The organism is Psychrobacter sp. BI730, from assembly GCF_013414195.1.
Lineage (GTDB): Bacteria > Pseudomonadota > Gammaproteobacteria > Pseudomonadales > Moraxellaceae > Psychrobacter.
In genome coordinates, this window is record NZ_JAATTV010000012.1 from 17875 (window position 1) to 37977 (window position 20103).

Here is a 20103-nt window from a genome sequence, read left to right on the forward strand (position 1 = left end):
TAATCTATTAAGACTTATCACGAATCAGTTTATAGTTTAAGAATTCAGTGATACCAAGTGTGCCAAGCTCGCGACCAAATCCTGAACGTTTAACGCCGCCAAATGGTGTGTTTGCTTCCGTACCAGAAGGTGCGTTGATCGTGACCATGCCCACTTCCAATTTGTCAGCAATGTCAGCAGCTAGGGCAGCATCTTGCGTTTGGATAGAGGCACCAAGACCGAAAGGCACATCGTTGGCAATCTTGATAGCATGGTCGATATCATTTGCTTTATAGACGACTGCTACAGGACCAAACAGCTCTTCACGATATACATCCATGGATTCAGTTACATCTGTCAGTACCGCAGGCTTAAACCAAGCACCAGGCTTGTCTTTGTCCATGCCGCCTTCTACTAATACTGTCGCACCTGCTTGGATAGCACTGTCTAACTGCGCTTGCAAGTTGACCGCAGCGGCTTTTGATGACATTGGGCCAATAAACGTATCTTCTTTAAGCGGGTCGGCCAAAGTCATGTTGCTGACCGCATTGGTAAAGCCTTCGACGAATTTGTCATAGACTGATTCAATGACGATCAAACGCTTGGCTGCGTTACAGGCTTGTCCAGTATTACCAAAACGACCAGAGATAGCGCCTTGTATCGCTTGTTCGATATCGGCATCGGCTGCGACGATAAAGGCATCTGAACCGCCCAATTCTAAAACGACTTTTTTGAGTGCGCCGCCAGCTTCTTTTGCCACGGCTTGTCCAGCGCGTTCAGAACCTGTTAGCGAGACACCTTGTACGCGTGTGTCATTGATAATGGTCGCTGATTGATCATTGGTTGCAAAGATATTGCTATAAACGCCTTCAGGTACGCCTGCATCTTTGAAGATATCGACGATGACTTCTGCGGTGTTTGGACACTGCGGTGCGTGTTTTAGAATAATTGTATTACCCGCCATAAAGTTTGGCGCGACAAAACGGGCTACTTGGTAATGTGGATAGTTCCACGGCATGATACCTAATAGCGCGCCTACAGGGTGTTTTTCTACCGATGCTGATCCTGAATCAACTTCAATGGTACTGGTTGCCAGTAGCTGCTCAGCGTTATCTGCATAGTAGCGATAGATATCAGCCACCAGACCAATTTCGCCTTTTGCTTGGGCAACAGGTTTGCCCATCTCATTTGCAACGATACGTGATAGCTCGTCTTGACGCTCAAGATAGATATCAGCGATTTTATGCAGTAATGCACTGCGCTCATTTAATGGCACTTTACGCCAGTCTTGATAAGCGGTATCTGCTTGCTCAATGACTTGTTGGATATCTTGTTCAGTGGCGGTAGGGTAAGTGGCTTCTAGTTCGCCAGTGGCTGGATTGTTGATTTGATAATCGCTCATACTTTTTCCTTATTTTTAGCGTGTTTTTGGGTTTAAAATCCATTTTTGGGTTTATGCTTATACTTTCAGTTGCTAATAAGTGTGATTTATTATGGTTCACTCTATACCAAGCGGCGTGTTTTAGAGTGACGCTTTGGTTACAGGTTGTTGCTGGGTAATACAATGAATATTACCGCCGCCATAGACAATCTCTTTTGTGCGTACTCCCACTACTTGATGCTGCGGAAAGATTTTTTCAAGCTGCTCGATGGCGAGTGCATCATTTATATCATCATATTGCGGTACGATGACCGCGTCATTACAAATCAAAAAGTTGGCATAGGAGGCGATACAAACATCACCCGTTAGGCGAGGTTTGGCATCATGAGACTGTACAATGTCATAATCGTCGGGCAAGGTCACTGGCTGCTGAGTACAGCACAGCTTATGGACTGTTAGTCGTCTGCCTTTTGCGTCAGTCATATTTGAGAGCTGTTTATAGGCTTTTTGCGTTGCTTCATAGAACGGGTTTTCAGGATCATCCGTGAATAAGCAAACCACTTCACCAGGGCGCGCAAAGCAGGCGATATCATCGATGTGACCTGTAGTCTCATCAGGGTCGATACCATCATCAATCCAGAGCACTTTTTGAACATTGAGATAGGCTTTTAGCTTATCCTCGATTTGCTGCTCATTCAGATGTGGATTGCGCCCCGGGCTTAGCAGACACATACGCGTGGTCAAAACCGTGCCTTCACCATCGACATGAAACGCGCCGCCTTCCATGACAAAGTCATCCGTTCGATAACGTGGAATATCACGCTGCTCACACAGTCGTTCGGCGAGTTTATCGTCATCGTCCCATGGTGAATAGAGGCCATCATAGTCTCCGCCCCACGCATTGAATGTCCAATCACAAGCGCGTAGCTCGCCTGCGTCATTGATTAAAAATGTCGGCACGGTATCACGTGCCCACGCATCGTTGCTCGGCATAGAGATAACGTCGATATCATCAGGCAAGCTATCGCGGCACTGCTGATAATCATCAGGATTGACCAGTACGCCAACGTCACAAAAATTGTTAATTGCCAGTGCAACCTCAGCATAAGCCCTCTTGGCAGGGACCGCTTGTTGTCGCCAGTTATCAGCACGGTATGGCCAGACCATCCATACCTTTTGTATTGGCTCAAACTCTGCTGGCATATAAAAGCCATCCTGCTGCGGGGTTGAGTCTGTCAGTAATATAGACATAAAATCACCTTATCGTACACGAGCGACTATAAAAATAGTGGGAGTAAACTAAAGAGACGGAAATCAAATTAACCGTGAGTCAGCAGTGTGCCATACATCGATGGACGACGATCACGGAACACACCCCATTGCTGACGATCGATAGCCAGTTGATCTAAGTCAAAGGTGGCGCTAATCACTTCGCTAGTATCTGCTGACGCTTCTTTTATGATGTCGCCGCGGCCGTCAGTAATGAACGAGCTACCATAGAACTGCATCGTGCTGTCATTGCCATTTTGGCTGATGGTTTCTGTGCCAATGCGATTGGCTGCAATGACTGGCATTAAGTTGGCGGCGGAATGGCCTTGCATACAGCGCTGCCAATGGCCTTTTGAGTCGATACCGAGTGTTGGCTCATCACCAATGGCAGTCGGGTAAAACAGCAGCTCGGCACCCATCAATGCCATGCTACGGGCGCATTCAGGGAACCACTGATCCCAGCAGATACCGACACCAATCTTAGCGTATTTGGTTTGCCAAACCTTAAATCCTGTATCACCAGGGGTGAAGTAAAATTTTTCTGCATAAGGAATGCCATCTGGTATATGAGTTTTTCGATAAGTGCCGAGTATCTCACCATCAGCATCGATCACAGTGATGCTATTAAAGAAAGTATTGCCTGATTTTTCATAAAAGCTAATTGGCAATACCACTTCTAACTCTTTTGCCAGTTTTTTGAAATGATTGATAGCTGCATTGTCTTCGACTGAAGTTGCCAGTTTAAAATAATCAAAGTCATGAACTTGGCAGAAGTAGGGCGTCTCAAACAGTTCTTGAAGTAAGATAATATTGGCACCATCGTTGGCCGCTTTTTTGACCAAGTCAGTCGCGGTCGCAATGTTTTGCTGGATGTCCCAGCCGCATGTCATTTGCGTAGTCGCCATAGTAACGTTTCGCATGATCTCAATCCTTTTATTGATAGATAATTAATACTACATATAGATGATGATTTGTATTTGCTAACGAACAATTTCTCATCATTCGTTAGTGTATAGCGACAATAGCTAAGTCCATATTGGTTAAGTTTTATCGGCTTAAGCCATCATATAGCCCAATCCTAAGAAGGTCACGACGGACAGTCCTGCACCTAGCATCGCATACGGGAACTGGGTAAAGGCATGCTGCATGGGTGAGCAGCCAGCACCTTGCGCGGCAAGTAATGATGAATCACTAAAGAAACACGCATGACTACCGAATGATGAGGCCGATAACAAGGCGCCAATCATAAGTGGTGTGCTTACGCCAAGGGCGAGCGATATTGGGAACACGATAGGCATCGCCAACACGTACAGACCCCAGCTTGATGAAGTAGCAAAGGTCAAGAATGCCATGACCGCAAAGATAACCGCAGGGAAGATAATAATGGTCATATAAGGCGTGATAGCCTCAATCACATACATAGTCATACCAAGCTCATCGTTGATTGCTTTTAAGAAAAAGCCACCAATAACGGTCGAGAGTGGATAGAGCATGACTTTAAAGCCTTTAAAGATAGACTCTACTTGCGTCTCAAAGCTCAAAATACCCTGCATCCAATAGACAACGACAGTCACAAAACAGGTCAATAGGGCCCCGCGTAACAGATCGACTTCAAAGTAAATGGTTGAGACAATGAGTAAGATCATCGGGAAGGCAAAGTTGGCGATGTTGGCTTTGAACGATAATTTACGTTTGGCTTGGACATTTGAGACCAGCTGCTCTTCTACAAACGCTTCAGGGACAGGCTTGCCAGCCTTAGCGCGTTTCTCGGCTTTTTTCATGGGGCCCCAGTCACCTAATATACCGTAAGCAACCAAGAACACGATTAGGAGAGCGAACCAAGCATAGGCCATATAGGGAATAGCGCTGATATAAAGACCAAGACCTTCACCTTCTGTGGCCACGCCATTTTCTTCTAATAGGCCTGCAAAGTAAACGGCCCAAGTCGAGATAGGCACGATAATACACATAGGGGCAGCGGTTGAATCGACGATATAGGCGAGCTTTTCACGGGAGACGTTATAGACGTCAGTGAGTTTTTTGACGGAAGTTGATACAGCAAGACAGTTTAAATAATCATCGATAAAGACCACAACGCCCAAAGCAAAAGTGGCCAACAATGACTGACGACGCGACTTGATGATTTTTTGTAGCCATTCACTAAAACCATCTAGGCAGCCACTGATTTCAAGAAGTTGAATTAACCCGCCCATCAGACCACAGACGAGGACAATCCAGATAATGGTCTCGTTGCCCAAAACCATCGACATATTGTCTGCAAAGGGGGAAACCAGATCAAAGGGGTTGAGCATCACAAGGCCAGCGACGCAGCCTGCGATCATAGATTCAAACGGTCGCCTAGAGACAATGGCGGTGACTAATACTAATAATGTGGGTAATAAAGATAAAGCACCCCAAGATTCATCTGGACCACGGCTCATGGATAGCCAAGCAAAGGCCAGATAGATGACGACGGCTACTATTACGGTGAGAAAGACTCGCTTGTTATGATAGTGCCCTTCGACAGCATCATTGAGTTTCATGTTCATACTTACGCTCCCTGTAGAACCTCATTTTTTAAAACAAACTCTATTCGGTGGTTGATGCTCGACAGCCAGTAGCGAATCAACTTTCTATCGAGCGTCCTATCACAGCAATCCATTACTGTGATAGGTCAAGGCAACAGTAGTTTTTATGATAAAAACATCGTCTATGTCGACCGCTTTTATGCACGGTTGGTCATGTATTTACATGCCGGTGGTGTCTTTTAGTGCATACCACCACGAGCCCATGACCGAGTAAGGGACTCGTAGAGCCCTGCCACCTGGGAATGGAATCCAAGGAATCTGTGCAAAGGTGTCAAACTCTTTGGTTTTGCCATTGATGGCATCAGCCAAGATTTGCCCGAACAGATGAGAGCCTGTTACACCGTGTCCACTATAGCCGTGGGCGAAATATACGCGTTCATGTAGCTTGCCCATTTGCGGTACACGAGAGAAAGACAGGGCAAAGTTACCACTCCACGCGTAGTCGATTTTCACATCGCGCAGCTCTGGGAAAATCTTATTCATATTGGGTCTGATTTTGGCCGTGATATCAGCAGGATCTTGACCGCCATACACCGTACCGCCGCCAAACAACATGCGTTTGTCTGCTGAGAGGCGATAGTAGTCAAGAATGTAGCGCACATCTTCGACACAGACATCAGTAGGGAGTAATTGATCGGCCAAATCACCCAATGGTTCGGTCGCGATAATCTGCGTCGATACTGGCATTACGCGATCAGTCAGCTTAGGAATGACTTTATTGAGATAAGCGTTACCGCATAGAACGGCTTGCTTACAAGTCACCGTGCCAAACTCAGTAACAACTTTGATAGAATCGTCAGCGTATTCAATATCTACGACTAAGGTGTTTTCATAAATTGTGCCACCATTTTTTTCGATAGCTGCCGCTTCACCCAATGCAAGGTTCAATGGATGGAAGTGTCCACCCGAATGGTCGATGACGCCGCCCACATAAGCATCTGACTTGATATGTTCTTGAATGCCGTTTTTGTCTAGCATTTCTCGGTCGTGCATACCGTGGCTTTCCCACAGTGCATGTGTCTCTTGCAAGTCTTTTAGCTGTCCGTTATTCAATGCTGCAAAGATGTTTTTTTCTTTCAGATCGCAGCTGATATCGTAGTCACTGACAAAGCGGCGAATGATTTTGCCACCGCGAGTCACGAGTTGACCGACGAAGTCTGCGCTTTGCTGACCGTAAGATTTTTTGATTTTTTGTAGGCTAGCATTTAGACCGTTGACGATTTGACCGCCGTTACGACCTGATGCGCCCCAACCAATCTGTGCGCCTTCAAGCACGACGACCTCATGATCTGTCTCGATAAGGTGCAGGGCAGTTGATAGGCCGCTGTAACCGCCACCGACCACGCAGATTTCTACTTGAATATCGTTTTTAAGCGTTGGTCTGTCAGGCTTAGGGTTGCGACTGGCTGCATAATAGCTATCAGGGTATTGACCCTTATCCGAGTAATGCGGGATATTGCGCGTGTTGTTAGAAGGTGGGTTTTGGTTCGCTGTCATATTGCTACTTTGGTTGCTATTTGGGCTACTATTTGACATATCAAACATCCTGTAAATAGGTTAGGTATTCAAGGTTAGTCACTTGCTGAGCAAAGCGTTTGGCCTCTTGCTTTTTGACCGCAATCAATAGCTCAATCATCTCGCTTGGAAACAGTGAGTCAACCACATCGCTGCTCTCAAATTGACGAATGGCTGAGAGCCAGTCCAACGGTAAGGTTTTTAGTTCTGCTGCATCATAAGTAATGCTGTTAATCGGCTCAGGTGCTTCAAGCTTGTTTTCGATACCATATAGCATACCCGCCAGCACTGCGCTACAAACTAGATAAGGGTTGGCATCTGCACCAGACACCCGATGTTCGATACGGCGTGCTCTGGTGTCACCACCGGGGATACGTACAGCTGCGGTGCGGTTTTCATAACCCCATGACACGTTGTTTGGGGCCAATGTACCGGGGGTAAAGCGGCGGTAAGAGTTGACATGCGGTGCAAACAATAAGGTGCAATCTGACATGGTTTTTAGTAGGCCAGCCACTGCATGACGCAACATATCTGAGCCTTCATCTGACCCATCATCAAATACGTTGTTGCCATCTTTATCTAACAAGCTGCAATGTACATGAAAGCCATTGCCAGACTGTAAGCCAAAAGGTTTTGCCATAAAGGTCGCGGTAAGCTTACGACGAGCTGCCACGGCTTTGACCACTTGTTTAAACAAAATCGCGTCGTCAGCAGCTTTTAATGGATCATCGACGTGTAATAAATTGATTTCAAACTGCCCACAACCATTTTCAGCCAGTGCCGCATCAACAGGGATATCGAGCTTTTCACACTGCTCGTAGACTTCATCTAAAAATTCATCGAATTGTAATAGGTCATTGATACTTAAGATGGACGTCTTATTTAGTCTTAGGCCGCTCTTGGGACGGATAGGCGGCTTGGGTGTCTCTCCCTCGGTATAGTCAACCAAATAAAACTCTAGTTCGGTTGCCATCACTGGCGTCAGTCCCAGTGCTTTGAACTTTTTACTGATGTAGTCCAAAACATGGCGGGCATCACCGTAGTAAGGTTCATTGTCTTCGGTATATAGCCAAATCGGTAGTAGCGATGAAGGGGCACTGGTATTGAGAAGCGGATAAGCAGCACGGCCAGTTGGACGGGCAATGGCATCGATATCACCATTGCACTGCGAAGACTCGATGACATCAGCGCCCCATATATCGACACCTAAGATTGACAGAGGTAATCGGATTGCGCCGTTTTCTGCTTTTTCCATTTGATCAAAAGGGATGCGCTTACCACGAAGTAAGCCATTGATATCTCCTGCGGCAACATACACGTACTCTGTGCTGTTTGCAGATTTGACCATTCCATTGGTTGTCATCATGTCTGTTCTTCCTATGAATTTGTAGAATTACTGGGTTTGTTACTGCTACTACGTTTTGGCTGTGGTGTCTAAATTCTCTGCTAGTGGCATTTATAACGAACACTTAATAAATAAGTATTTGATAAATGACGGGTTGAATATGAGGTGTTTATACTACTGCTAAATTTTTTATCAATGATATTAGTGACTTATAGACTGTGCTCTTAGGCATTTTTATTCAGTTTAAAAGTTAAACTATGTTGGTTATCATTGCTGCTGACTTTTAATATATGGATGAAAACTATAATTGTCAATTTTTATTTAAAATTATCTTAAAATAACTCAAATGCGGGTTTATAGTACAAATATCGATATTAATGAAGTTTATAGTTTACATTTTACGAGGCGTTGTGTTAAATTTTAGCTAAATAAGGGATTAGACAACATAGACAGCCTAGGTCTAGTTGTTATAACGAGGGAAAATAATATGAAAAATTCCAGACCTATTATTGCTATTGTGTCTTGTCATAAGATGGTTGACGGACAGCCAGCACAGGCGGTATATCAAAAATACATCGATGCAGTAAACTTTTATGGTGGCAATCCTATACTGCTGCCAAATACAGCTGCCGATAGCGAAAATTTCGATGCGCTGCTCGAAATAGCAGATGGAATTTTATTGACCGGTAGTTATAGCAATGTCGCCCCAACTCGTTATGGCGCGACGCATACCGAAGCCAAACAAGACCTAGGCCGTGATGAGCTGAGCTTCAAATTATTGGCTTATGCAGACGAAAAAAACATTCCGCTGTTTGCAGTGTGTCGAGGTTTGCAAGAGATGAATGTTCATTTTGGTGGCACGCTATATTCTGACTGGCGTGATATCGATGGATTTTATGAGCAGCATTTAGAAGACAATACCCAGCCGCTTGAGGTGCAGTATCAGCCCATACATGACGTTATCATTCAACCTCAAGGAAGGCTGGCAGCATTTGGTGAAAAGTGGCACGTCAACTCATTGCACAAACAAGCCATCAATAAGGTAGGCGAGCGTTTATTCGTCGAAGCGTTAGCGCCTGATGGTCTGGTAGAGGCTATCAGCTTGTTACAACATCCATTTATGATTGGTGTACAATGGCATCCTGAGTTAAATTATGCGCAAGATAGCTTGTCCAAATTTCTATTCACGGAATTTATTCACCATGCCAGAGAACCACAAACCGAGTAGCACAACTAAAAGTAAGGCAGAAACTGCTGTCACTGATAGTGATAACATTGAGAACGATGTTGATAGTGTCGATGACAAAGATGCAGATGATGTTGATATTGAAATAGATAATATCGATGATGATGAATTGAATGATTCTGAAACAGATGAATCGTTGAAAGAAGACATTGGCAAAAAGATTAACCAGCTGCGTCTAGCAAAAGGTTATTCGCAACGTAAATTGGCAAAACTGTCAGGATTGACAAACACGTCTATCAGCTCGATTGAGCGCAATAAGGTCAGTCCAGCGGTCAATACGTTAAAGGCAATTTTGACAGTATTGGGTTCTGATCTGACCACGTTCTTTAGTGACGAGTGGAAAGAGCCAAAGGCTAGAGTGATTGTAACGCCAAAGGATCTATTAGAACTTAATGAACCCCATAGCAAAGTGTCGCTAAAGCAGGTCTATAACTGCAGCAGGACAAGAAACTTAGGGTTCTTGATAGAAACCTATCAGCCAAATAGCTCAACAGAAGAAAAGATCGCTCACGAAGGTGAGGAGATTGGTACGGTCATCGAGGGTAAGATTATTATTCGTATCGAAGACAGCACCTATTTATTAAATCAAGGTGATAGCTATGTGATTGATACCATTCAACCGCATACTTTTATTAATCCTACCGATAGCATCACTCGTATTGTAAGTGCCCATACACCGACGACTTATTAAACCTTATAGTCAGCGAACCACTAAACCGCTACGGTGTTACCCTCCCTAGAGGTACTATAAGTACAATCTGCGGTCGGCTGCCTTGTAGCTGTTTTAGATTTCTTTGACTATAAGCTAAATTTCGTTAGGTTTGATATTGCCCGGTAATGATTGAATAATAAGAAAGGCTACTTCCATTTTAGAAGTAGCCTTTTTTTGATTATAAAATTACCTATTAAATAAAACGCTTAGCTTACGGCTGTTAATTGTCTTCAATGGTTTCTGTCGTATCTACCGTATCGACACTATCTGCTGTCTTAGACTTTTCTTTGGTTAGCTTTATTTTTGGATTTTTAGCAACAGGTTCGATATTTTTTACAGCGACATTTAGGGCAGGTTTAGATGCTTTTTTCAGACTGCGTTTGATGCGTCGAACTGCGATAGCATCTGCTTCGGCTTGTTCTTCGGCAAGCGCCGTATCATGTAAGCTTTGATATACTTCAAGCGTCTTTTCAATCATCTCACGCATGGTGAATTTGTTGGTCATTTCAGGACGCGTCACACTTTCTAACTGATTTCTAACCGCTTTACAAAGCGCATTGGCATTGTACTTTTTTACCAATCCTTGCGGGTAGAGCGGTTGTAAAATCTCGCTAAAGGCGGCTTGATCCCAACCAATGACTGGCGTACCTAGATGTATGGCTTGTAGGGCATTGATACCGATTGACTCGGGTTCATTGGCAAGTGCCATGACAATATTGGCCGCCGATAGCCATTCTCGCATATCGTTACGTTTGCTGCCCACATAGGTAATGCGCTCCGCCAGTCCCAAGCTGTTGGTACGTTGGCGAAAGTCTTCATGAGCGACATCGCCGTCTTTATAGTCTTCATCCATAATAATGACGTGAATATTTGGGAATTGCTCTTGCAGGTTACCCAAGATATCGATGAGCCACTCTTGCCCGTACTCATTACCGATGACAGTTGGGAATACGAGCCATTTTTTGTGCTCAAGCTCAGGGTATTCAGCAAAGGTATGACGTAACCAATAAACCGACGGATTATGACGATAGGGGTAGCGCCGAGTGTCGATACCACGATAGATACGCGTGATGACTTTAGGATCTACGTCTTCGATGCGCAGTCCTTTTTTTAAGTATTGAGTGACACTATCAGATACGGTGATTATCGTATCAACATTGAGTAGGGCTTGAGAATATTTATTAATTGGATAAAAACCATACATGGTCGAGACCAGTTTGGGAAAACGTCTGACGCGTGCGCGGCGCAGTGCCAAATGCAATATCCATGCAGGGGTACGCGAATGTACATGAATGACATCGGGTTCGTACTTTTCTATCAAATGCCGCAGTGCAGAGACTTGCAATAATGATAGCCAAGACTTTTTATTCACATGTAGCTGATGGTAAATATTGCCATCACGTTTGAGACGTCTAACCAAGTCGTTGTCTTCATCGGCACTGGAGACAATGATAGAGGTATGCTCATTTTTGACCAATGCTCGTCCAAGATGAAAAATGCCGCGCTCGGATTCATCATGCTTTAGAGACGACAGTAAGCGCATAACTTTCATAATAGCGTTGGTCACCGGTTAGTAATATCAATTTGCTATTGTCAGTTAAAAGCGATTAAAACTCAACCATCAAGATAAAAAGATAAGGTCAGATAGGCTGCTTTTAGACTATATAAGCGTAAGACGGGGCTTAATAAACACCAAAAGCCATTAGCGTCGTTTTTGTAAATGCTCAGCATTGGGCAGTACTTGTTTCTCACTCAAGTATTTCCAGTAGCGCTGCGGGAGATATTGTTTATGCAGCTTAGGATTTTTGCGCTCTTTGATATTGACGTTGGTAAAGTAACCTTGCCAAAATTTTTGATAGCGCTGCTCATCAGGACTATGGATGCTAGCAGGGTTGCGTAGTACCGCATCATCGAGGTCGGTGATGGTTTGCAGCTTTGCCGGACGTGATGGCGTGCTATTACTTTTATCATAATAGATGCCATAGCCTCGCGTTAGATCGTAAATTGCCCAGTGTTGATCCTGATAACGCTGCCGAAAGTGCTCTCCGATGAGTGGTAATACATTAAAATCAGGCTCTACACGTGCAAAATAAATATCATCAGTCGTATACTCAAAACGTACAAACGCCTCCATACGGTGTTTTTCACGGCCGACCGATTTGACCGTTTGCACCAGCTCAAGCACATCTAAATTACCCAAATCTTGCATAATTTGACGATTGGGATAGTCGATGGCGTATTTGACCACGCGGAACAATGTCGTACCGATATCATCCTTTTCTGATAAAAAACCCCACAAGATGTTTCGCATGCCTGAGCGACCTAATAAGGTATTTAATTTAACCAACACACGCTCGGCCTTATCCTCATCAGTTGCTACGCTAGTCGCCTGAGCGATGAGTGATGGCACATAGCAATCTCGAGCAGTTAGCTTCAGTGACACATCGTTTTGTAGACGATTGGCATAAACATAAAACACCGCACTCAGCCAACCTTCAAAGCTAGGCTCATACAGTACAATGCTAGGCGTCAATTGACCGACAGCATAAGAGTCATTTTGCATAAGTGCTGACATGTTTTATCCTAAATTTCTATTATAAATACAGTAGCGAGATGGCAACTTTCTCTAGCACTCACTATCTAGAGCCATTCTAAAATAAAGCCAACTGCCCAGTACGTTGATCATTAAACTTGGTCTGCGTTTGAGCCAATACATACTGACGGAAATTATCGCGCGTTAGATGTGCAAGGTGTTCGTTTTTGCCAGTGGTTGCGATAAAGTATTTAGCACGGTTGACTGCAGCGCCCATTTTTTTTAGATGGTATAGCGTCAATTGATTGAACTTACGTGCTTTGACGATTTTCTTAGCAGTCTTTGTACCGATACCTGGGATACGTAGAATCATCTCATAAGTCGCTGTCTGGATATTGACTGGGAAATGCTCGCGATGGCGTATTGCCCAAGCCAGTTTTGGATCGCAGTCCAAATCTAAAAACGGTGACTCCGGCTCCACAATCTCATGCGCGTCAAAACCATAAAAGCGCATTAACCAATCCGCCTGATAAAGACGGTTCTCACGTACCATCGGCACGGGCGTTCCAATCGCAGGCAAACGATTATCAGAGAGCATAGGTACATAACCTGAGTAATAGACCCGCTTGAGATCGTACGTTTTGTAGAAGTGACTCGATAGTTGAATCACCTGCAAGTCAGTCTCGTTACTCGCACCGACAATCATTTGACTGGTCTGACCTGCTGGCGTGAACTTAGGCGCTTTTTTATGAGTCTTACGGCTTTCACGAATAGTAATGATTTCTTCTTTTACCGTTTCCATCGGTGCTTTTAATTGGTCATGTGATTTCTCTGGCGCAAGCAAAGCCAACCCTGATTTGGTCGGAATCTCGATATTGACGCTCAAACGATCAGCATATAATCCTGCTTCTAGCAGCAGTTCTTTTGACGCACCTGGAATGGTCTTTAGATGGATGTAACCATTAAAGCGCTCACGCGTACGTAAGAGTTTGGCAACTTCGACCAGTCGCTCCATTGTATAGTCGCCACTTTTAAAGATACCAGAGCTAAGAAAGAGACCTTCAATATAGTTACGGCGATAAAACTGCATGGTTAAGTCAACGACTTCTTCGACACTGAACGCGGCGCGCGGCGTATCATTGCTCTTGCGCGAGGTACAATAAGCACAGTCGTAAATGCAGTGATTGGTCAAAAGAATCTTTAATAGGCTGACGCAGCGACCATCTTCGGTATAGCTGTGACAGATCCCCGTTGCTGAGGCATCGCCTAGTCCGCCGCCTTGGTTTTTACGAGTACCAGCGGAGGATGAGCAAGAGACATCATACTTGGCAGCATCGGCCAAGATATTGAGTTTGCCCTGTAATCTTTCATAATTGATGTTTGCCATAAGTCGCGTTTTACCAATTAATTGATGAAGGACTATTTTACCAAAATTATCGCTAAGTCATTGTATTTATAGGTGAAGTTGAAATGATATGCGACAACGGTTGTCGTCAAGAAAATCTGAATTTTTGGATATGATTTGAGTTTATATAAATATTTTTTCAGCTAATAATCCAATAACAAAACCGCCAACGATACCTGCAATACCGAGTAATAAGAGAGGAATGGCTAGTATCGTGAGTATCTGTGCTTGGCTTTTTTGAATCTCAATAGAGTAGTGGTTTAAGTCAATACCTGCTAACGGTAGGGCGGCTCCTATCATTGCTTGAAATCTTGAGGTACTTGAACCTGGTACTAACTTTAATTCGTAGTGACCAGCCTTCGCCTTAAAAGTAAAAAGTTCCATTCTTCCAGTATTAAGACTATTTGAGCGCGGAGACAGTATCGAGCGATTAAGCTTAATTTCTTTATCAGTAGCGGTATTGAGAATATGTGGTCTAAACTGGGTCAGCGGCGTTTTTTTGAAGAGAGGGCTCTTGTGCCAGATTGCATAAACGCCTGATTTTGAGACAGTGAAACTACCTGCATTATCGTTATATGGTAGCGTCAATAATATGACGCCATTAAATGCATTGCTAAACAATTTTATCGCTTTAAAGACAATAAATATGCTAATAAGAACAAGGATGAATAGAAGTATTCTAATGGATAGGATGCTCATTATTCATCTTCCTTAGTAATATAGAGCTTAATAATAACGTGTTACAGTCAATACAACTACAAGGCTCATTTTTCAGATTAACAAACGTTTATTTATATCACAATAAGTTGGCTATTTTCTAAAAAAAGGTCTTGCTGACTAGATAGCTAGTCCACAAGACCTTTTACATATACCGATAACCGTTAAATAATAATACGCGACAATTTAATGTTTATTGAACCTTGGCACGTATGACGACGGTTTTGGCCGCATTGGCATCAAAGTTCACCAAGTTCCATTTCAGACCAGAGTAGTTTTCTTGGACAACCACCGTATTGCCAACTTGCTGAATGGTTTGATAGCTATCTCCGCCAGTGGTAGCAAGCGTCGGAAGAGGACTATTCAACGAGACTAACTGGACGCCACTTGGTAATGAGATCATGGCGTTGATGTCATTAACCGGCTGTGCTGTGGTGTTGGTATAAGTGGTGTGATACTCGATCACATCGCCTGGAGCAATATGATTGGCAGGAACGGCAACTTCACGTCCATCAGCATTTTTTAGAATTTTCATGACTTTGGTGTTGGCATTGACCACGCCAGGCGTGCTAAAAGTCGGGGTCAGTTGCAACGTATCCAAAGTTGTGGTCGTGGTCGTTACTTGATTGGTCACTGGCTGCTGCATAATCACTGGTGGGGTGACGTTGGTTGCCATCAGAGTATTGCTCGACCACCGTGGTGCTACCGCTCGCAGAGGAGCTAATGGCAATCTCAGGGGCAGCATTGGCCGATGATGCGGCCAACATGATACCTGCTAGCATTGCAGACATAGCTGTATTTTTTGCCATAGTCGTTTTAGCAGTTGATGCCTGAAAACCATCGTTCATAATCATAAAAGACTCCTCAAAAATAATAGTAAGTAATACAACAATAGATAATGCTTAGATAAACAAAACCCCCGTTAAATGACACCGAAAAATATGCCAAATAACGAGGGTAGTAGTGCTGATATTAGCCTATGTGTGCAATCAGACCATCATTATTTTTAGTAAGCGCGCAGCAGTGTTAACTTGCATAGAAGTTATTCAATCCTAACTATTTCTTACTGAATAGACTGAATACTAAAGCTGTCGTGTCCTTAAACTCAAATAATTATGCGCCAAAACAAATCAGGGATAAAAGCAGCATTGTGTAACCGAAATGGTATAAATGCTATTTATGTGTAGTACGGCTTTCATCTATGGAGTCGCATAACTAAGTCGCTAGTCACAATCATTGTCATAAAGACTATTATCTAAAAGTCATTTTTCAAACTATCTACAATGGAGAGTATCAAAATTCTAGATTAGAACGCAGTGTAGCTATTAGTCGTAGATAACTTTCATGACTTCATATTCAACCACACCCTTAGGCGTTTCGATGCGTACTTCATCGCCTTCGAACTTACCAATCAAACCACGAGCGATTGGTGAGTTGACTGAGATTTTACCAGCTTTAAAGTCAGCTTCATCGTCGCCAACGATTTTGTACTGTTTTTCTTCTTCAGTGTCCATGTTTTCGATCACGACGCTAACACCAAACACGATACGGCCTTCTTTTGGCAGTGTCGAAGGATCGATGACTTGAGCGCCACCGAGTTTGGCTTCGATGTCACGAATACGTGCTTCACAAAAACCTTGTTGCTCACGGGCAGCATGGTATTCAGCATTTTCTTTCAAATCGCCGTGTTCGCGTGCTTCAGCAATCGATGCTGTGATGCGTGGACGGTCGACACTTTTTAGCTGTTTTAATTCGGCTTCTAGAGCCGCGTGTCCTTGCGGAGTCATTGGGTAACGTTGCATGTTTTTTCCTTAAACCAATAACACCACACCACCTCATAATGAGATGGTGTCAGTGTTGTTGCAATGGATATAAAATATAAAAGAGTGATAATTAAGACGATGTAATGAATAAGTTGGCCATCATTTATGAGTGTATTTCACCTCAATTCAAGCATAGGCGTACTTAAGCTTACGTAATAAAAAGCATAGTCGCAATTTAGCCACTATGCTTTTTAGGTCTATCACGGTAAAGGTATCGTTCCTCAAGCATGGTTGGCTATATTTAAAGCAAACAACAATACTTGAGTGAGCTTTTAGGCAAGCCTAACGGTTATGCTTAATCTACTGAAATTATTCAGCCACGTCAATAGACTTTGCTTGCTCATGCAAATCTTGTAATTTATAGACATCAAACGGTAAGTCAATCGCGTAAGATTTGCAGACAGCATCAGCGGCACCTAACGTGGTGACGTAGAATACTTTGCCTTGTAGCGCACTACGGCGAATAGAGAACGAATCCTCTTGAGCTTGCTTACCTTCAGTGGTATTGATGATAAGGTCGATTTTGCCGTTTTTCAAGGCATCAACGATATGCGGGCGACCTTCAGTAACTTTGTTGATTTGCTGACTTTCGATACCAGCGTCGCTCAGTACTTTTTGCGTGCCAGTGGTCGAGACAATCTTAAAGCCAAAGTCTGCAAGCTGACGAGCAATCGGAGCGATTTGGGCTTTGTCACTGTCACGAACTGAGATAAAGACGGTTTTTGTCTCGCCTTCAGTCGGTAGACCTGGCAGACGCTCATTACTACCGATAATGGCCTTGTAGAATGCTTCGCCAAAGGTTTTGCCCACGCCCATAACTTCGCCCGTTGATTTCATCTCAGGACTCAAGATTGGGTCAACACCTGGGAACTTAGCGAATGGGAATACCGCTTCTTTGACCGCATAGAATGCTGGGACAATCTCAGTAGTAAAGCCTTGATCTTTAAGCGAAGTGCCAGCCATGCAGCGAGCAGCAACCTGTGCTAACGAAGTACCGATACACTTAGAGACGAACGGTACTGTACGTGCAGCACGTGGGTTCACTTCTAGGATGTATACCGTTTCGCCTTTTACCGCGAACTGTACGTTCATTAGACCGATAACGCCTAGCTCTTTTGCCATGGCGACCGTTTGCGCGCGCATCACGTCACATAACTCTTTAGACAGTGAGTATGGTGGCAATGAGCATGCTGAGTCACCTGAGTGAACGCCAGCCTGTTCAATATGTTGCATGATACCGCCGATGACGACATCAGTACCATCGCATACACAGTCTACGTCAACTTCGATAGCATCATCTAAGAAGCGATCTAGTAGGACAGGCGCTTCGTTCGATGCTTGTACCGCAGTACGTAGGTAATGTCTTAGCTCGTCTTCGTTGTAGACGATTTCCATCGCGCGGCCACCTAATACATAAGATGGACGTACAACCAATGGATAGCCTACGTCTTTTGCTTTAACCAAGCCATCTTCTAAGCTGGTTGCTAGTGCGTTTGATGGCTGTACTAGGTTTAGCTGCTGAATCATATGCTGGAAGCGCTCACGATCTTCGGCGCGATCGATTGCATCTGGGCTAGTACCGATGATTTTAACGCCTGCTGACTCTAGTGCACGAGCAAGTTTCAATGGCGTTTGGCCACCGAACTGTACAATCACGCCATCAGGGTTTTCAATACGGACGATTTCTAGCACGTCCTCTAACGTGATTGGCTCAAAGTATAAACGGTCAGAAGTGTCATAATCGGTGGAAACCGTTTCAGGGTTACAGTTGACCATGATGGTCTCGTAACCATCTTCACGCATGGCAAGCGCTGCATGTACACAGCAGTAATCAAACTCGATACCTTGGCCGATACGGTTAGGACCACCACCGATAACCATGATTTTCTTTTTGTCTGTTGGATTCGCTTCACATTCGCTATCGTACGTCGAGTACATGTAAGCCGTGCTAGTAGCAAACTCTGCTGCACAGGTATCAACACGCTTATAGACTGGATAGACGTTTAGATCCCAACGCTTTTTGCGTAGCTGCTTTTGTGAGATACCAAGCAATTTAGCCAAACGCAAATCTGACAAGCCTTTACGTTTAAAGCTACGTAGGTTGTTTTCGTTTAAGCCACCAAAGCCGAGTGATTTTACCGTCGCTTCAGTCTTAACGATGTCTTCGATTTGTACCAAGAACCATGGGTCAATCTTGGTAAAGTTGAACACCTCATCGACGCTCATACCAACGCGGAAGGCATCAGCAACATAGTAGATACGCTCAGGTGTTGGAATGGTTAGGCGATTGATGATTTCGCTACGAGCCTTCTCAGCACTGACTTTTGATAAGTCAATTTGCTCGTCAAAACCATCTGCACCTGTTTCCATACCGCGTAAGGCTTTTTGCATAGACTCTTGGAAATTACGACCAATTGCCATCACTTCACCAACTGATTTCATCTGAGTCGATAGGATGTTGTCTGCTTGTGGGAATTTTTCAAAGTTAAAACGAGGTATTTTAGTCACGACATAATCAAGCGCAGGCTCAAAGCTGGCTGGCGTTTTGCCGCCTGTGATGTCATTTTGCAATTCGTCTAGCGTATAACCAATGGCTAGTTTCGCTGCGATTTTGGCAATCGGGAAGCCAGTGGCTTTTGAGGCTAGGGCAGACGAGCGTGATACGCGTGGGTTCATCTCGATGACGACCATGCGACCAGTATCAGGGTTGATACCGAACTGTACGTTTGAACCGCCTGTTTCAACACCGATCTCACGCAGTACTGCTAATGACGCATTGCGCATGATTTGGTATTCTTTGTCGGTCAAGGTCTGTGCTGGTGCGACGGTGATTGAGTCACCGGTATGCACACCCATTGGGTCAAAGTTTTCGATGGCACAGATGATGATGCAGTTGTCGTTTTTGTCACGAACCACTTCCATCTCGTATTCTTTCCAACCAATCAATGATTCATCGATGAGTAGCTGATGGTTTGGAGACAAGTCAAATCCGCGCTCGCAGATTTCGATGAACTCATCGCGGTTATAAGCGATACCACCGCCTGAACCGCCCATCGTGAATGATGGACGAATGATACACGGATAGCCCATTTTTTCTTGAGTCGCAAAGGCTTCTTCCATGGTTTCAGCCGTTTCAGCGCGAGGGCACTCAAGGCCGATACGCTTCATGGCTTTATCAAACAAGTTGCGGTCTTCTGCCATCTCGATTGAGTCTTTGGTCGCGCCAATCAACTCGCAGTTATACTTAGTCAGTACGCCATGCTTGTCTAGCTCTAGCGCACAGTTTAGTGCTGTCTGTCCGCCCATCGTTGGCAAGATGGCATCAGGACGTTCTTTGGCAATAATTTGCTCAACCGTTTGCCAAGTAATCGGCTCGATGTAGGTCGCGTCAGCCATGACAGGGTCAGTCATGATGGTTGCAGGGTTTGAGTTGACCAAGATGACGCGGTAGCCTTCTTCTTTTAGTGCTTTACACGCCTGTGCGCCTGAATAGTCAAACTCACATGCTTGGCCGATGACGATAGGGCCTGCGCCAATGATAAGAATGCTTTTTATGTCGGTACGTTTTGGCATAGTTGGAGCTACCTTCG

At 44.3% G+C, this 20103-nt stretch carries 16 protein-coding genes; 2 read left to right on the top strand and 14 right to left on the bottom strand.

The window, feature by feature from the left end; translation table 11 throughout:
- Positions 1-7: 7 nt before the first annotated feature.
- The 6 genes from HCZ91_RS09870 to HCZ91_RS09895 all read right to left on the bottom strand — a co-directional run bounded on the left by HCZ91_RS09870 (position 8) and on the right by HCZ91_RS09895 (position 8098).
- Complete coding sequence (locus tag HCZ91_RS09870; RefSeq protein WP_179799235.1) at positions 8-1381, bottom strand: NAD-dependent succinate-semialdehyde dehydrogenase; 1374 nt, start codon at positions 1379-1381, stop codon at positions 8-10.
- Positions 1382-1501: 120 nt separating this feature from the next.
- Entirely contained in the window at positions 1502-2611 is a 1110-nt protein-coding gene (gene aguA, locus HCZ91_RS09875; RefSeq protein ID WP_179799238.1) for an agmatine deiminase, read from the bottom strand.
- Positions 2612-2679: 68 nt separating this feature from the next.
- Positions 2680-3552, bottom strand: a complete 873-nt coding sequence (aguB, locus tag HCZ91_RS09880; protein ID WP_346342190.1) for an N-carbamoylputrescine amidase — start codon at positions 3550-3552, stop codon at positions 2680-2682.
- A 132-nt stretch (positions 3553-3684) separates the two neighbouring features.
- Positions 3685-5178 carry a Na+/H+ antiporter NhaC family protein gene (locus HCZ91_RS09885; RefSeq protein ID WP_179799241.1) on the bottom strand — a complete coding sequence of 498 codons (1494 nt, stop codon included), beginning with the start codon at positions 5176-5178 and terminating at the stop codon, positions 3685-3687.
- A 198-nt stretch (positions 5179-5376) separates the two neighbouring features.
- Positions 5377-6753: an FAD-binding oxidoreductase gene (locus HCZ91_RS09890; RefSeq protein ID WP_179799243.1), complete on the bottom strand. Its 1377-nt coding sequence runs from the start codon at positions 6751-6753 to the stop codon at positions 5377-5379.
- A gap of 1 nt (position 6754) precedes the next feature.
- Complete coding sequence (locus HCZ91_RS09895; protein ID WP_179799245.1) at positions 6755-8098, bottom strand: glutamine synthetase family protein; 1344 nt, start codon at positions 8096-8098, stop codon at positions 6755-6757.
- A 466-nt stretch (positions 8099-8564) separates the two neighbouring features.
- Here HCZ91_RS09895 and HCZ91_RS09900 point away from each other — a divergent pair, with 466 nt between their 5' ends.
- Positions 8565-9305 (top strand): gamma-glutamyl-gamma-aminobutyrate hydrolase family protein, encoded by a 741-nt coding sequence (locus tag HCZ91_RS09900; RefSeq protein WP_179799247.1) that lies wholly within the window; start codon positions 8565-8567, stop codon positions 9303-9305.
- Positions 9280-10014 (top strand): cupin domain-containing protein, encoded by a 735-nt coding sequence (locus tag HCZ91_RS09905; protein ID WP_179799249.1) that lies wholly within the window; start codon positions 9280-9282, stop codon positions 10012-10014. The genes HCZ91_RS09900 and HCZ91_RS09905 overlap by 26 nt, the downstream gene beginning before the upstream one ends.
- 241 nt (positions 10015-10255) lie before the next feature.
- On the opposite strand, the gene HCZ91_RS09910 is transcribed toward HCZ91_RS09905, so the two are convergent.
- The 8 genes from HCZ91_RS09910 to carB form a co-directional block, all read right to left on the bottom strand.
- Positions 10256-11587 carry a glycosyltransferase family 4 protein gene (locus HCZ91_RS09910; protein WP_179799251.1) on the bottom strand — a complete coding sequence of 444 codons (1332 nt, stop codon included), beginning with the start codon at positions 11585-11587 and terminating at the stop codon, positions 10256-10258.
- Between the two features lie 150 nt (positions 11588-11737).
- The gene (locus tag HCZ91_RS09915) at positions 11738-12610 is read right to left on the bottom strand and encodes a TIGR03915 family putative DNA repair protein (RefSeq protein ID WP_179799252.1); all 873 of its coding nucleotides are present in this window, start codon (positions 12608-12610) and stop codon (positions 11738-11740) included.
- Positions 12611-12686: 76 nt separating this feature from the next.
- Positions 12687-13955 (bottom strand): putative DNA modification/repair radical SAM protein, encoded by a 1269-nt coding sequence (locus tag HCZ91_RS09920; RefSeq protein WP_179799254.1) that lies wholly within the window; start codon positions 13953-13955, stop codon positions 12687-12689.
- Positions 13956-14096: 141 nt separating this feature from the next.
- A complete protein-coding gene (locus HCZ91_RS09925; protein ID WP_179799256.1) occupies positions 14097-14672 on the bottom strand; it encodes a hypothetical protein in 576 nt (191 codons plus the stop codon).
- Between the two features lie 211 nt (positions 14673-14883).
- Positions 14884-15366, bottom strand: coding sequence for a hypothetical protein (locus HCZ91_RS09930; RefSeq protein WP_257020039.1), 483 nt, complete (start codon positions 15364-15366; stop codon positions 14884-14886).
- Positions 15260-15544: a hypothetical protein gene (locus HCZ91_RS13985; RefSeq protein WP_257020040.1), complete on the bottom strand. Its 285-nt coding sequence runs from the start codon at positions 15542-15544 to the stop codon at positions 15260-15262. The genes HCZ91_RS09930 and HCZ91_RS13985 overlap by 107 nt, the downstream gene beginning before the upstream one ends.
- Positions 15545-16015: 471 nt before the next feature.
- Positions 16016-16492 (bottom strand): transcription elongation factor GreA, encoded by a 477-nt coding sequence (gene greA / locus HCZ91_RS09935; RefSeq protein WP_057760725.1) that lies wholly within the window; start codon positions 16490-16492, stop codon positions 16016-16018.
- A 330-nt stretch (positions 16493-16822) separates the two neighbouring features.
- A complete protein-coding gene (gene carB, locus HCZ91_RS09940; RefSeq protein ID WP_179799258.1) occupies positions 16823-20086 on the bottom strand; it encodes a carbamoyl-phosphate synthase large subunit in 3264 nt (1087 codons plus the stop codon).
- Positions 20087-20103: the final 17 nt, after the last annotated feature.